Genomic DNA, 14,313 nt, shown 5'->3' with positions numbered 1-14,313 from the left:
GCAATTTAGCTATTTCCTAGATAAGAGTTTTCAAAACATAATTGCATTCGTTATGCACGCATAATAAACAGGTGATTCTATATCGAAATCGGCTTATCTTACAAAATTGTTTTCGTTATCTTTCACTTCTTAAAAAACACCTCTTTATTATGAAATCATTATTAAACTGTTTCCTTTTTTTATTTTTAATTTCAGGCTTTTCCCAAGAAAATCTCACCTATCAAAAGCCACACAAAAATGTTTTGGAATTAGCTGAAGCGCCTTTAGCGCCAAGTATTCGTATGGATAGTCAAGGTGAAAACATTGTGTTTCTGTACCGAAGCGCTTATAAAACCATTGAAGAACTTTCGGAAACCGAAATGCGCTTGGGTGGTTTACGTATTAATCCAGTAACCAATATTGGAAGTCGAACTACCTATTACACTAATCTAGAAGTCAAGAATGACAAAAAAGGCAATCCAAAAGCTATTTCAGGTTTACCAGAAAATGGGCGTTATGCTAATTTCTCATGGTCGCCAAACCAAAAGCACATGAGTTTTACCAATACAATTTCTACCGGTGTTGAATTATGGGTTTTAGATATTGTAAAAGGAACCGCTAAAAAAATAACCGATTCCAACTTAAATGCCAATATGGGCAATCCAGCTGTTTGGTTTAAAAATAGCGATGCACTTCTAGTAAAAATGCTTCCTAAAAACAGAAAAGCCTTAATTAACACCAAAGAAGCGGTGCCAACAGGCCCAATAATTTCGGTGAGTGAAGCAGGCGTAAAAGCACAAAACCGTACCTATCAAGATTTACTTAAAAATCCTAACGACGAGCATAATTTTGAACAATTGGCGCAATCAGAATTATATAAAGTTTCACTTGACGGAAATGCCAGTATATGGAAATCGGCAGATATGTATCGTGGTATGTCCTTTTCACCAGATGGCAATTACGCGATGGTTTTAACTATCAATAAACCGTTTTCGTATTTGGTTCCGTATTCTAGGTTTCCATCAGCAACTACCGTTTATACTGCGACTGGCGATTTAGTAAAAACCATGCTTGAAGTTCCTTTAATTGAAGATTTACCTCAAGGATTTATGGCAGAACGCACTGGAATGCGCGACCTAAACTGGCGAAATGATAAACCGGCAACGCTTTATTGGGCTGAAGTTTTAGATGGTGGCGATCCTGAAAATGTGGTACCATTTCGTGATGAAGTTTTTCAGCAAGATGCACCTTTCAACGGCAAAGTAACGTCACTTTTAAAAACCAAAGACCGTTTTAGCGGCATTACTTGGGGAACAGATAATATTGCTATTGTTTATGATTCTTGGTGGAATACCAGAAATTCTCGCACTTATGTTTTTAATCCCTCAAATCCGAATCAAGAACCAACGGTTTTATTTGATAGAAATTACCAAGATGTTTACAGCAATCCAGGAAGTTTTGTTTCCACTAAAAACGATTTTAATGAATATGTTTTAGATGTTGCAGATAACAAAACCTATTTAATTGGTGATGGTTATAGCGATGCTGGAAAATTTCCCTTTGTAGATGAAATGAATTTGGAAACGAAAGAAACCAAACGCTTATATCAATCTAAATTAACGGATAAAGTAGAAAGCATCAGTTCGGCTTTAAATGCGAAAGACGGTACATTTTTGGTTCGAATAGAATCTAAAAACGAATTTCCAAATTACTACATCCGAAATATTAAAAAGAAAAATAGTTTAACGCCTTTAACCACTTTTGAAAATCCTTTTAAGAGCATTCAAAATGTGAAAAAAGAAGTTATTACCTATAAACGTGATGATGGTTTGGATTTATCTGGAACCCTATATTTACCAACCAATTATGAGAAAGCTAAAAAATACCCAATGATTTTATGGGCCTATCCGCGTGAGTTTAAAGACAAAAATAGTGCTGGTCAAAACACATCTAGTTCTAATGAATTCACCTATCCAAATTACGGTTCGCCAATTTATTGGGTAACTAGAGGCTATGTGGTTCTGGATGATGCCGCTTTCCCAATTATTGGTGAAGGCGATGATCAACCAAACGATACCTTTATAAAGCAATTAGTTGGCAATGCAAAAGCAGCAATTGATGCTGTTGATGGTTTGGGTTATATAGATAGAAACCGTGTTGCCGTTGGTGGCCACAGTTATGGCGCTTTTATGACAGCCAATTTACTAGCTCATTCTGATTTATTTGCAGCAGGAATTGCTAGAAGTGGCGCCTACAACAGAACCTTAACGCCTTTTGGTTTCCAAAGTGAAGAACGTAATTATTGGGAAGCGCCAGAAGTTTACAATACCATGTCCCCTTTTATGCATGCTGAAAAAATGAAAACACCTTTATTACTAATTCATGGTGAAGCCGATAATAATTCGGGAACTTATCCATTGCAAAGTGAGCGTTATTTTAATGCTTTAAAAGGATTGGGTGCGCCAGTTCGTTTGGTGATGTTGCCACGCGAAAGTCACGGGTATTCTGCTAAAGAATCCATTTTACACATGCTTTGGGAGCAAGATGAATGGTTGGAAACCTATGTAAAGAATAAACCGGTTGTTGAAAAGAAAGAAGCAACTTTAAAAAATTAATCAAAACATCTATTTTTAAAATGCCATTCTGAAAGGAATGGCATTTTTTTATACATAAAATTGTCAGTTTGTCACGTTTTAACAGTTGGTACTTTTTTTGACTATCACAACTCAAATAAGTTGAATAATGAGATTCCTGCTTACGCAGGAATTTAAACAAATAGAATTATGGCAAAAGGTAGTATTAATGTATCGGTAGAGAATATCTTCCCGCTGATTAAAAAGTTTTTATACAGTGATCACGAAATATTTTTACGTGAATTAATTAGTAATGGAACCGATGCGACTTTAAAATTAAAGCATCTTACCAGTATTGGTGAGGTCGCCGTAGAATATGGCAACCCAAAAATTGAAGTTAAAATCGATAAAAAAGGTAAGAAATTGCACATTATTGATCAGGGTTTAGGGATGACGGCGGACGAGGTTGAAAAATATATTAACCAAGTTGCTTTTTCAGGTGCTGAAGAGTTTTTAGACAAGTATAAAGATTCGGCTAAAGATTCTGGAATTATCGGTCATTTTGGTTTAGGTTTCTATTCGGCATTTATGGTTGCTGAAAAAGTAGAAATCATCACCAAATCTTATAAAGACGAACCAGCAGCACATTGGACTTGCGACGGTTCGCCAGAATTTACTTTAGAAGCAGCAGACAAAACAGATCGTGGAACCGAGATTATTCTTCATATAGCTGAAGATTCTACCGAGTTTTTAGAAGAAGCACGCATTCGTGAATTATTATTAAAATATAATAAGTTTATGCCTATTCCAATTAAATTTGGAACCAAAGAAATAAACGATCCTGAATTTACACCAGCGACAACAACTGATAAAGATGGTAAGGAAACAACCGAGCCTCATAAAAAAGTAACGGTAGATAATATTATCAATAACCCAAATCCAGCTTGGACCAAATTACCAGCAGATTTGGAGGCAAAAGATTATAACAGCTTTTACCGCGAGTTATACCCAATGCAGTTTGAAGAGCCGTTATTTCACATTCATTTAAATGTAGATTATCCATTTAACTTAACGGGAATCTTGTATTTCCCTAAAATGACGAACGATTTAAATGTTCAGAAAGATAAAATTCAACTGTACCAAAATCAGGTATATGTTACCGATAATGTAGAAGGTATTGTTCCTGAATTCTTAACCATGTTACGTGGTGTTATAGATTCTCCAGACATTCCATTAAACGTGTCGCGTAGTTATTTGCAAGCCGATGGTGCAGTGAAGAAAATCTCCTCTTACATTACGCGTAAAGTGGCTGATAAGTTGAAATCATTATTCAACAACAACCGTGAAGATTTTGAGAAGAAATGGGACGATATTAAAATTGTTATTGAATACGGTATGCTTTCTGAAGATAAATTCTTCGAAAAAGCAGATGCGTTCGCTTTATACCCAACTGTTGACGGTAAATATTTTACTTATGACGAATTAGTCGAAGCCATAAAAGACAAGCAAACCGATAAAGACGGAAAGCTAGTTATTCTATACGCTTCTAATAAAGACGGACAGCATAGTTATATTGAAGCAGCTAGAGCTAAAGGTTTTGAAGTGTTGTTATTAGATTCGCCAATTGTTTCGCATTTAATGCAGAAGCTAGAATCTAGTAAAGAAAACATCACATTTGCACGTGTAGATGCCGATCACGTTGATAATTTAGTTAAAACGGACGAAGAGAAGATTTCAAAATTATCCGATGAAGAAAAAGTAACTTTAGAAGATTTATTAAAAGAAGTTATTCCTTCCGAAAAATTCATGGTACAATTAGAAGCTATGGATAGTGATGCATCACCATTTATGATTACGCAGCCAGAATTTATGCGACGTATGAAAGAAATGCAACAGACCGGCGGCGGCGGCGGTATGTTTGGAATGGGCCATATGCCAGAAATGTATAATTTGGTGGTGAATACGAATTCTGCTTTAGTAAGCGAAATTTTAGAAACTAAAACCAAGAAAAAACAAGAACGTTTAATCACGCAAAGTTTAGATTTAGCACGATTATCTCAAGGTTTATTAAAAGGTGAAGAGTTAACAAACTTCATTAAACGCAGTTATGAGCTTTTAAAATAAGCCCAAAAAATTGATTTAAAATCAGAACCACTTCTTTAAGGAAGTGGTTTTTTTTTGGAATAATGTTACGCCTACAACAAGTTATTTTAATTTGTTAGATTTGGTGTATATATAATAGATGTATATACACCATTAGCTATATACATACGTTACCTACAATTATGAAAAAAATCCTGCTAACATTAATATCAATCTTTTTATTCAACTTTATTTTTGCACAAAGTTTGCTAAATGAAAAATATTATTTTGTTAACGGAACAGAACTTTTCGGAATAAAGCGGAGTAATGATACAATTTATGAATTTAAATGTCGTCCTGATTTTAAATGTTCATCAAACAACAGAAAAAGGTTTGTGGTTTTGGAAAGCAAAATATTTGGAAATCAAAAAATACTCAAAATCGAAAGAATTGATTCTATACCATTAACGACAAATCCGATTCCAGAAGACAGATATAAGATTCTTGGATTAGAAAAATTAACTGACAAAAAATTAAAGATTGTTAATGAAACAACAAAATATACACTTGATTCTATTACAAAAATTGACTTAAATTCCGAGCTTTTAAAAGACAAATTCGGATTTACATATTATACCGAATCGTTTCTCACAGATTTGGAAACGAATTATGAAATAACGAACGAACAAGCAGTAGAGATTTTTGAGGATATTAAAGAAAATATTCAAACTGTAGAACTATATAAAGAAACAAAAACTGGCGATATTTATGGTAGCGGAATTACAGCCGAATTAATTGCCATAGAAATGATAAAATTAAAGTTAAGTCCATTGCAAGCAAGAAACCGAATTGAAAAAGCATTGCGGAAATAACTGTAGGTAACAACGTATATAGCTCATAGCTAGGTAGTTGTTTAATCGAAGTCAAGGCATATTTGCGAGTCCGCCAAATTTTTAAATTTGGCTTATTAGTAAAAAAAGATAATAAGAAAAATTTAAAAATTCGGCTCGTGCTTCATCCGAAACTAATTGTTTAATTTGCACGCTACGAGCCATATACAGAGACGTTACCTACAATAACGTAACGCAATAAAAACCCACCACTCTTACGCAAAATTAGACGGCAAATCTGATCTCACTCAAACGAAAAAAACTTGTGATTTATTAAACCTGATTCCCTTGTGATTTATCACTGTTGCGCTATTTATTACGACTTTCGACCTGCCACTGTAACGGAATATTACGCCGATTTGAGCACGTTTACGATTCGTTTAAATAGCCGTTTTTCGCCCAGTTTATGTTCTCGTTTTTTTTTGATTTTTATGTTAGAAAAAATGAAAAACTACTGTAGGTAACAAGGTGTATAAAAAATGCTTACTTTGGTGCTTAACTTTATGGTAGTTGCGTGTTTACTACCTTCCGATTTTCCTGCGGAAAATCCTCGGACGTAAACACGCACTTATCATACACAGACCGTTGGCAACCATTGCTGTACGGCAAAAATTTCTATAAAAACTCTCACTCTATTCTTCCGATTTATCACTGTTACGGAACATTTCGTGCTTCCGACTTACCACTGTTGCGCTCAATTCTGTCGATTTAATAAAACTAAAAAACCGATTATAAACTGCCGACTGGCTTCAAACCCAATCCAAGCGTTTGGTTTTTTAAAAATAAACGGTTGCCAACATAGTGTATAAAAAATGCTTACTTTAGTCCCTAATCAAGTGTAAATGTGCGTTTGCTACCTTCCGATTTTCCTGCGGAAAATCCTCGGACGCAAACTCGCACATTTCATACACTTACCGTTGGCAACAATTTACCATCATAATTATTAAAAATTCTATTAATGGAAAAAATTTGGATAATAACAATAGCGATAACAATTTTTTTAATAATAAATTTCCTTTATTATAAAAGTCTTAATGGGTATGTCAAAAAACAATTTGGGGAAAAGATGTGGAAAACTTGGACAAGCAAACTGTATTTCTGGCAAAGCTCATTGTACACTAGTGCCGCTATTACAGTTTTAATAATATTTCTTTTAAAATGGGTAAATATCTTGAATTTCTAGAATTCTAAAAAAGAATTAACTATAGGTCGCAACAGATTTAAAAACCGTTTCAGAATCGATATAAACGACTGATAAAGAAATAAATAAAAATCAGAATATTACTTTCTAAATTTCCCGATGTTTATCTGGAATAGACACTTCAATAAATTTATGTCTAGATTTGAACCGAGAGTAATGATAAAAAAATACAAATTGTTGCCAACATTGTAAATAAAAAATGGCTATTTTTTGCTGAACCATTGTTAGTTGCTTTGTTGCTAGCTTCTAATTTTTCTTCGGAAAATCCTCGCTCATAAGCACGTAACTTTTCTTATACTCTTAACGTTGCCCGCAAGTTGATAAAAAAAATGAATAGAATAATTTTAGGAATTTTAGTAAGCGCTATTTGTTTAAATTTCACTTTCGGACAAGAATTACAAGACGGACAAAAGAGATGGAGTTCAGACACAAAGCTGACAATTGATGATTTTAAAATTAAAATTAGCGATAATAGTAATGACGCAGTTTTTAGTCAATTTATGATTTCGCACGCAATTGGCGGATTTGACTTTATGAAACGAAATCTGAATCAAAAAATTGGAAATATATTTTTAGGAAATGCATCTTGGATAGACACTACAAAAATTTCGGGTATAGATAAACAAATGGACTTTCAACAATTGCAATTTGACCTTGCAGAAATCCAGGCTCGAAAATTTAGGAAGCGCGTTTTAAAAGATAAACGTTTAATATCAAAAGGTTTTGACATTGTAAATCAAATTAATAATGACATTATGGAAGAGTTCTCTGAAATGCGACTTGATTTAATGAGAGAAACCGAGAGCGGTCGAAATGACCAAAAAGTAGAGGAATGGCGACAAAAAATTGCGACCGACTTAAAAGAATTGGATGAATTTAGATTTGATAATAAAAATAAAATAAATTCCACCGATTAAAACAATGAGTTCATCCATCACAAGATATAGGGTGGTATTTCTTCAATATAAAATTAGTGAAGCTTTATTAAGCTAGTTTCTATTCAAATTGTTTTGCTAAATTAATACCTGAATCAAACAACGGATAATATAAAAAACCGCAACTTATAAGCCGTACGTATTCTTATTAAAAAAAAACGTAAAACATGAAAATAGCAAAAGCACTTATTTATTTCACCATTTGTATTTTAATAAATAGCTGTGCAACTAGTAAAGCCGTAAAATATCTTAAAGAAGGAAAAACTGCTGAAGAAAACTTTAAAGTCACGTTACCTTTCGAAATAAAAGATGGATTTATAATTGTAAAAGTAAAAATAGAGAATAAAAATTATAATTTTCTATTGGACACAGGCGCACCCAATGTGGTATCAAAGGAACTTGCTGAAACTTTAAATTTTAAAATTATTGATTCGGTACAAGTTTATGATGTTTTTAATAAATCGCAAATCACCAAATATGCAAGAATAGATACTATTGAAATTGGTTCCATAAACTTCATGGGTACAACAGCCGTAATCAATGATATTAACTCTATACCAGTTTGGTCTTCATTGAATATTGACGGATTTATTGGTTCCAATTTAATGCAACACGCCATTTGGGATTTGGACTTCAACAAAAATCAAATTACCATAACAGACAACGAATCAAAATTAAGCTTGCCTGAAAAAGTAATTGAAAACAAACTGTTTATAGGTTATGCAGGCATACCTTCTATTGCCTGTAAAATAAATGGCAAAAAGGTTTGGAATTTCCCGGTAGATCTTGGTTATAATGGCGGCATCGTCATACCATTTTCAGAATTTGAAAAGCAAAAAGAAAATGGTGAAATTTCAGATTTTACAAAATCGGAAACTCACGGTGTTATTGGAATCTATGGAAAACAAGAGGAAACAAAAGCATCGTATACCGGAATAATTAAAGACATAGAATTTGGGAATGCTATTCTGAAAAACGAAAAGGTGTATGCAGAACACTATTTAGGACATAGGATTGGTTTAGATTTTTTTCGAAATTACCGTGTTATTTTAAATTGGAAAAATAAAAAAATAAAGTTGATAGAAAATGAAGAAAACAGTATCTTGAAATAAATATGCTCATAGAAAATGATTAAAAGAATACTGAATACTAAAAATATAAATTACACCTCTAATTTGAGTACTAGTAATTTAAAACAACAAATTGAAGACGTTTTTGAGCAAACCAACTTAAGCTTTCTTGGAGAATTTACAAGTCAAAATAAGTTTACAGCCTATGATAAATGGACGTATATAACCTGGTATGTTCCAAAATTTAAAAGAAAAACCGCTTATTTAGAAGGCGAAATATTAGAGTCAAAAACAGGCGCATTAGTAAAGTTAACTGTTAAACCAAACCCCGTTATAGCAGCATTTCCCGTTCTAACTATTCTAATTGGCATCATTACCATTATAGTATCACAATCAACAGATCAAAGCAAACAAACCGTCATTTTCGGACTAATCTTAATAGCAGTCGGCGTTTTCTTTTATCTCTTAGGAATGTTTTTATTAAATAGATTACAAAACAATTTCACAAAACATTTGAATCTCCAAAAGGTGTAATTTCTCTAAATTAAAATATTTGCCTAATAAGGAGCGCCTATAGACCCTACAAATATCTAAAATCAGTTTTCCGTAAATTTAATTTATAGTATCTCTATATTTCAGCAAAAACCCACACATCATATTGAAAGCAATCATGTAATGGCATTTGTTTTGGTAGGCATTTTTGCATGTGTAATATTAATTTATGGCCAGTATGTATTTGGATTAATGATTATGCTCATGAACATTATCATAAATTTATATCCTTCTTTATTACAGCAGAAAAACAAAAGACGCCTGGATAAACTCATTCAAAACAAATAAAAATTCCTACTCACATCCTATTTAAAAAACAAACAGGTTATTATATGTAAATAATTTATTTTTAATTGTAGAATTTGCAGTTCACGCTCCGGCATTTATAAATCTCCGTGGGACAATTATAATTCTCCCATGGACATTTATAATTCTCCCATGGACATTTACAGTTCTCCTGTAGACATTTACAGTTCTTCCGTAGATATTTACAGTTCTCCCATGGACATTTACAGTTCTCCTCTGGACATTTGCAGCTCTCCCTCCGGCATTAACAAATCTCCCGTAAACATTTACAATTCTCCTAACATCAATTACAAATCTCGCAACTTCATTAACAAATCTCCTAACTTCATTAACAAATCTCCCAACATTATTCCTTTTAATTTAAAAAGTAATAGCCCATTATAACATAGTCTCTAAAAAAGATTGAAGTTGCTACTAATAGAAAGTGCATCTTTGTCATCAATTTTAAAAAACAATAACCATAGTTTTTAGTAAAAGAGATACTGTATCTTTATTTACAGTATTTCAAGTGAACGTAAACCCCAACTTCGCATGCACAAAACGCTTTTTAATAATATAAAATTTAATACAATGAACTTTAAAACATACACATTGGCCTTCCTTACGTTATTAGTAATCTCTTGTAAAGGCAAAACGGAAAAAGATATAACAACTTCAAATTTCACAAACACATTCACTGGGAAAATGGATGGTGAAAATCCGTTACTTCTTAAATTAAAGGCTGATAATGGCATACTTACCGGAACCTATTTTTATAACAACTTGGGTAAAAATATGGATGTTAAAGGAACAATTTCCAAAGACAGCACCATAATCCTGAATGAATTGGATAACAACGGAACTCAAACAGGACTTTGGAAAGCTAAACTTATAAACCAAAATGAAATGAGCGGAACTTGGAGTAAACCTAATGGTGATTCTGCTAAAAATTTCACCTTAAATACAACTTCAGAAACTTTTGAAGCTGCCAAGCAATCAATGCTTGATACAAAATATGCTAATTATAATGGCAGCTATAACGGGCCTTACAATGAAGACGGCATGGCAACTGGAAAACTGATACTAAAATATTTAGGAAACCAAGAAATGGATTTTGATATTACTATTGGTAATGAAAGTGGTTGCACGGGGAAATTAATGGGTGTTGCTGAAATAGATGCTTACGGATCTGCAATATATACGGGTTCTGGTTGTGAAAGTTTAAATTTTGAATTCCGAAATGGCGAAATTGATGTGATAGAAGATAACTGCAACGCAGATGGCATGAATTGTTATTTCAGCGGAACCTATAAAAAATAAAAACAGTCTATAGTACTTTATATAAAGCAAAGCGTGTCCACATTTTTATAAAACTACTTTTAAAATAACAGATATAGTTCTGTACTTTTGCCCATTCTTATTTGCATTAGCACTAATAGCAATTAACCTACTTATTATAAAAAATAAAATTAAATGGAAATTTTAGACTGGATACAAAATTGGTTCATAGATAATTGTGATGGCGACTGGGAACATGGTGAAGGCATTCAAATAACGACTTTGGACAATCCAGGATGGGATGTGGAGATTGACATTTCAAAAACCTCCATTGCCAATATGGAGATTGAATGGATTCTTAATGAAATAGGAAAACACGATTGGTACGGCGTAAAAATTGAAAATCAAAAATTCAATGCTGCTGGTGATGCTGGCAAACTCATCTTTTTACTAGAATTATTTAAAAATATGATTGAGAAAATAGAGAATGAATAGAGTTGAACAAACTTTAATTCAAAACATTTCCTGAATAAAACCAAATTTCAAGCTAGAATTTAGTTGTATCTTTGCACTTTTATAATTTGGTATATTCCACATTACAGTATTTTTCTCCAGACATAGCATGTCCAAATTACCCAAAGAGCACAAGTTTTTAGATCTTTCAGACTACGGAAGACCCGTTGCCAGATTTATTGCAAACGCTTTAAAGCACACCAATTTCACGCCTATTCATGTTACCATTGGTTTTATAATTTCTGGGCTATTAGCCATCTATTGTATTATTCAAGGTTATTATTGGCTGGCTGTTTTCTTTTTAATTTTCAAATCAATTCTAGATGCTGCTGATGGTGAATTGGCGCGCATAAAGCAAACACCGTCTTACACAGGCCGCTATTTAGATTCTGTGGCAGACATTATTCTGAATGCCTTATTTTTTATTTCAATATATTTTATAACAGATACAGCCCTTCTAGTATGCTTTTTAGCCTTTTTAGGTTTGCAGTTGCAAGGCACACTTTATAATTATTATTATGTTATTTTAAGAAATAAATTTGATGGCGATACCACAAGTCGTGTTTTTGAAACCGGAACACCCGTGGCTTTAGATGGTGAAAAACAAAAACATGTTAATATTCTTTTCGGCTTATATACATTTTTATACGGTGCGTTCGATAAGGTTATTTACAAGCTAGACAGTAATGCCAATCAAGGTGACGTATTACCAAAATGGTTAATGACTTGCGTTTCTACCTTTGGTTTAGGTTTTCAATTGTTAATTATTGCCGTGATGCTGGTCATGGGTTTAAAAGCCTATATCCTACCCTTCTTTCTCGTTTACACCATTATGGTTTTTGTTTTTATAGCTATTCGAAAGGTATTTTATTAAATATAATTTTATAAAATTTACACCACTTATTTACCGTCGTGGTTTTTTTTGTGAAAAAGAACTTTATTAGATTTACATCAAGCCAATATTTAATTAGTACGTTTAAAAGCTATTAAAGAGAAGCAATTAGTATCTAAAAAATAAATTAAAATATGAAACCAATAAAACTTATAACATGCGCACTAATTGTAATTATGATATTTGGTTTTTATTCCTGTTCCACCATTCCCAAAGGTGCCACAGCGGTTAAACCTTTTGAGAAAGAAAAATATCTTGGTAAATGGTATGAAATGGCGAGAATGGATTTCTATTTCGAAAAAAACTTAAATAACACCACAGCCAACTATTCTTTAAACTCAAACGGTACCATAAAAGTGGATAACCAAGGCTATAATACCAAAAAGGAAAAATGGAGTCAAGCCATTGGTAAAGCTAAATTTGTAGAAGATGAAAATATAGCCAAACTCAAAGTGTCCTTTTTTGGTCCTTTTTATGCTGGTTATAATATTATAGCCATAGATGCCGATTATAAATATGCTTTGGTTGCAGGCTCGAGTCTCAAATATTTATGGATTCTCTCCAGAGAAAAAAGCATTCCAGAAGCAATAAAAAAAGACTATTTACAAAAAGCTGAAGAAATTGGATACACCACATCCGACTTATTATGGATTGAACATGATTGATAATTAAGAAATATGCAAATAAAACTAATTCCACATTTTTACAGAAGTGGAATTTTTTATGTGTAAATATTAAGTGGTTCATCACTCTATGACATGTAATTTAAATTTGTTAGATTTGGTATATCTTGTAGCAGTTGCACAAGGCACAAAATTTATACACTAACATTTAAAACAAAATATCATGGCTAAAAGTAAAGATGCAAAGAAGAATGTGAAAAAAGAAGCTGCTAAAACTCCTAAAGAAAAGAAAGAGGAAAAGAGATTGAAAAAATCTAAATAGTAGTCCTATCATTCCACATAATATATCGGTAAAGCTGTTTGTAAAATTTTTTTAAAGCCTATTTTTAAAGAAATCAGGCAGCTTTACTTTTTCGAAAAAAAACACGTTTTAAATTTAACTTGAGATTTTACAATTGAAAAAAGATGGAAATCTCTATTTTAAACACTACCAAACTTAAAAACGTCCCAAGTGGTTCAGGCCTCGTAAAACGTGATAACCTATATTACGTTATTGGAGACGATTCACCATACTTATTTACTTTGGACACCAACTTCAGCCTTATTTCAAAAACGCTGTTGATAGATACTGCTCCACATTTAAATGAGCGAATTATTAAATCTGAAAAGCCAGACTTCGAGTCCTTGGAACTTATTAGCAAAAATGAAATGGTTGCGTTCGGCTCTGGTTCCAAATCGCCAGAAAGAGATGCTTTTATTCGCATTTTATTAGAAGAAGATATCCAAATTGAAAGGTATCAGATTACTGATTTCTATAACCATTTGAAAACCTTACCGCTGTTTCAAGATTCCGAATTAAATATTGAGGTGGTAGCTTTTCAAGATGAGCAACTTTTCCTTTTTAATCGAAAAAAGAATCTTATTTTAACGTTTAACTATTTAAATTTATTAGCGTATTTTAAAGGTGAAACGGATTTTCCTGTGCACGACATCACTGAATTTTCCTTACCTAAAATAAAAGGTATAGAAGCTGGATTTTCAGGAGCCACAACTTTAAAAAACCAGTCTAAAATTATTTTCACAGCTTCCGTTGAAGATACTAACAACGCTTATGATGACGGCGAAATTTTGGGAAGTTTTATAGGTATGATAAATATCAAGAATCATAAAGTTGAATCAGTATATAGCTATTGTGCCATTCCAAATACAGCAGAAAAGTTAAAAGTAGAATCTGTTACCATTGAAGAAGAAATATCCCTTGGAAAAACAAAAGTGCTGCTTATATCAGATGACGATTTGGGTAATTCAACCCTAATAGAAAGTATGTTGTTGTGGTAAGGTCACGCAACTGGTTTCTACATCCGAATTCAAATTAAAAAAGCGTCGCTTCATTTTATAATTAAGATGTAAAATGAAGTTTTTTTGCCAAAATTAGCTTTA

12 protein-coding genes are annotated in these 14,313 nt (G+C 32.6%); all 12 read left to right on the top strand.

Annotated elements, in window-relative coordinates; all coding sequences use genetic code 11:
- Positions 1-149 precede the first annotated feature (149 nt).
- The gene (locus ES674_RS09550) at positions 150-2,594 is read left to right on the top strand and encodes an alpha/beta hydrolase family protein (RefSeq protein WP_148403775.1); all 2,445 of its coding nucleotides are present in this window, start codon (positions 150-152) and stop codon (positions 2,592-2,594) included.
- 168 nt (positions 2,595-2,762) lie between these two features.
- Positions 2,763-4,676: a molecular chaperone HtpG gene (gene htpG, locus ES674_RS09545; protein ID WP_148403774.1), complete on the top strand. Its 1,914-nt coding sequence runs from the start codon at positions 2,763-2,765 to the stop codon at positions 4,674-4,676.
- 161 nt (positions 4,677-4,837) lie between these two features.
- A complete protein-coding gene (locus ES674_RS09540) occupies positions 4,838-5,506 on the top strand; it encodes a hypothetical protein (RefSeq protein ID WP_148403773.1) in 669 nt (222 codons plus the stop codon).
- A gap of 1,548 nt (positions 5,507-7,054) precedes the next feature.
- Positions 7,055-7,642 (top strand): hypothetical protein, encoded by a 588-nt coding sequence (locus ES674_RS09530; RefSeq protein ID WP_148403771.1) that lies wholly within the window; start codon positions 7,055-7,057, stop codon positions 7,640-7,642.
- 185 nt (positions 7,643-7,827) lie between these two features.
- Positions 7,828-8,772 (top strand): retropepsin-like aspartic protease, encoded by a 945-nt coding sequence (locus tag ES674_RS09525; protein WP_148403770.1) that lies wholly within the window; start codon positions 7,828-7,830, stop codon positions 8,770-8,772.
- Positions 8,773-8,787: 15 nt separating this feature from the next.
- The gene (locus tag ES674_RS09520; RefSeq protein WP_148403769.1) at positions 8,788-9,264 is read left to right on the top strand and encodes a hypothetical protein; all 477 of its coding nucleotides are present in this window, start codon (positions 8,788-8,790) and stop codon (positions 9,262-9,264) included.
- Positions 9,265-9,345: 81 nt separating this feature from the next.
- Positions 9,346-9,570 (top strand): glycosyl-4,4'-diaponeurosporenoate acyltransferase CrtO family protein, encoded by a 225-nt coding sequence (locus ES674_RS15595; protein ID WP_394348508.1) that lies wholly within the window; start codon positions 9,346-9,348, stop codon positions 9,568-9,570.
- A gap of 588 nt (positions 9,571-10,158) precedes the next feature.
- On the top strand, positions 10,159-10,887 hold the full coding sequence (locus ES674_RS09515; RefSeq protein WP_148403768.1) for a hypothetical protein: 729 nt from the start codon (positions 10,159-10,161) through the stop codon (positions 10,885-10,887).
- 153 nt (positions 10,888-11,040) lie between these two features.
- Entirely contained in the window at positions 11,041-11,340 is a 300-nt protein-coding gene (locus ES674_RS09510) for an immunity 53 family protein (protein ID WP_148403767.1), read from the top strand.
- 127 nt (positions 11,341-11,467) lie between these two features.
- Entirely contained in the window at positions 11,468-12,232 is a 765-nt protein-coding gene (locus ES674_RS09505) for a CDP-alcohol phosphatidyltransferase family protein (protein ID WP_148403766.1), read from the top strand.
- Positions 12,233-12,384: 152 nt separating this feature from the next.
- Positions 12,385-12,915 carry a lipocalin family protein gene (locus tag ES674_RS09500; RefSeq protein ID WP_148403765.1) on the top strand — a complete coding sequence of 177 codons (531 nt, stop codon included), beginning with the start codon at positions 12,385-12,387 and terminating at the stop codon, positions 12,913-12,915.
- 423 nt (positions 12,916-13,338) lie between these two features.
- Entirely contained in the window at positions 13,339-14,211 is an 873-nt protein-coding gene (locus ES674_RS09495) for a DUF6929 family protein (protein ID WP_148403764.1), read from the top strand.
- Positions 14,212-14,313: the final 102 nt, after the last annotated feature.

Origin of the sequence: Bizionia myxarmorum (genome assembly GCF_008086205.1) — a bacterium.
GTDB lineage: Bacteria > Bacteroidota > Bacteroidia > Flavobacteriales > Flavobacteriaceae > Algorimicrobium > Algorimicrobium myxarmorum.
This window is presented reverse-complemented; position numbering and strand designations above follow the sequence as displayed.

Coding starts and splice junctions, on each gene's coding strand:
- ES674_RS09520 (WP_148403769.1), top strand. CDS start 8,788: ATGATTAAAAGAATACTGAATACTAAAAATATAAATTACACCTCTAAT.
- ES674_RS09495 (WP_148403764.1), top strand. CDS start 13,339: ATGGAAATCTCTATTTTAAACACTACCAAACTTAAAAACGTCCCAAGT.
- ES674_RS09500 (WP_148403765.1), top strand. CDS start 12,385: ATGAAACCAATAAAACTTATAACATGCGCACTAATTGTAATTATGATA.
- htpG (WP_148403774.1), top strand. CDS start 2,763: ATGGCAAAAGGTAGTATTAATGTATCGGTAGAGAATATCTTCCCGCTG.
- ES674_RS09525 (WP_148403770.1), top strand. CDS start 7,828: ATGAAAATAGCAAAAGCACTTATTTATTTCACCATTTGTATTTTAATA.
- ES674_RS09515 (WP_148403768.1), top strand. CDS start 10,159: ATGAACTTTAAAACATACACATTGGCCTTCCTTACGTTATTAGTAATC.
- ES674_RS09510 (WP_148403767.1), top strand. CDS start 11,041: ATGGAAATTTTAGACTGGATACAAAATTGGTTCATAGATAATTGTGAT.
- ES674_RS09505 (WP_148403766.1), top strand. CDS start 11,468: ATGTCCAAATTACCCAAAGAGCACAAGTTTTTAGATCTTTCAGACTAC.
- ES674_RS09540 (WP_148403773.1), top strand. CDS start 4,838: ATGAAAAAAATCCTGCTAACATTAATATCAATCTTTTTATTCAACTTT.
- ES674_RS09550 (WP_148403775.1), top strand. CDS start 150: ATGAAATCATTATTAAACTGTTTCCTTTTTTTATTTTTAATTTCAGGC.
- ES674_RS09530 (WP_148403771.1), top strand. CDS start 7,055: ATGAATAGAATAATTTTAGGAATTTTAGTAAGCGCTATTTGTTTAAAT.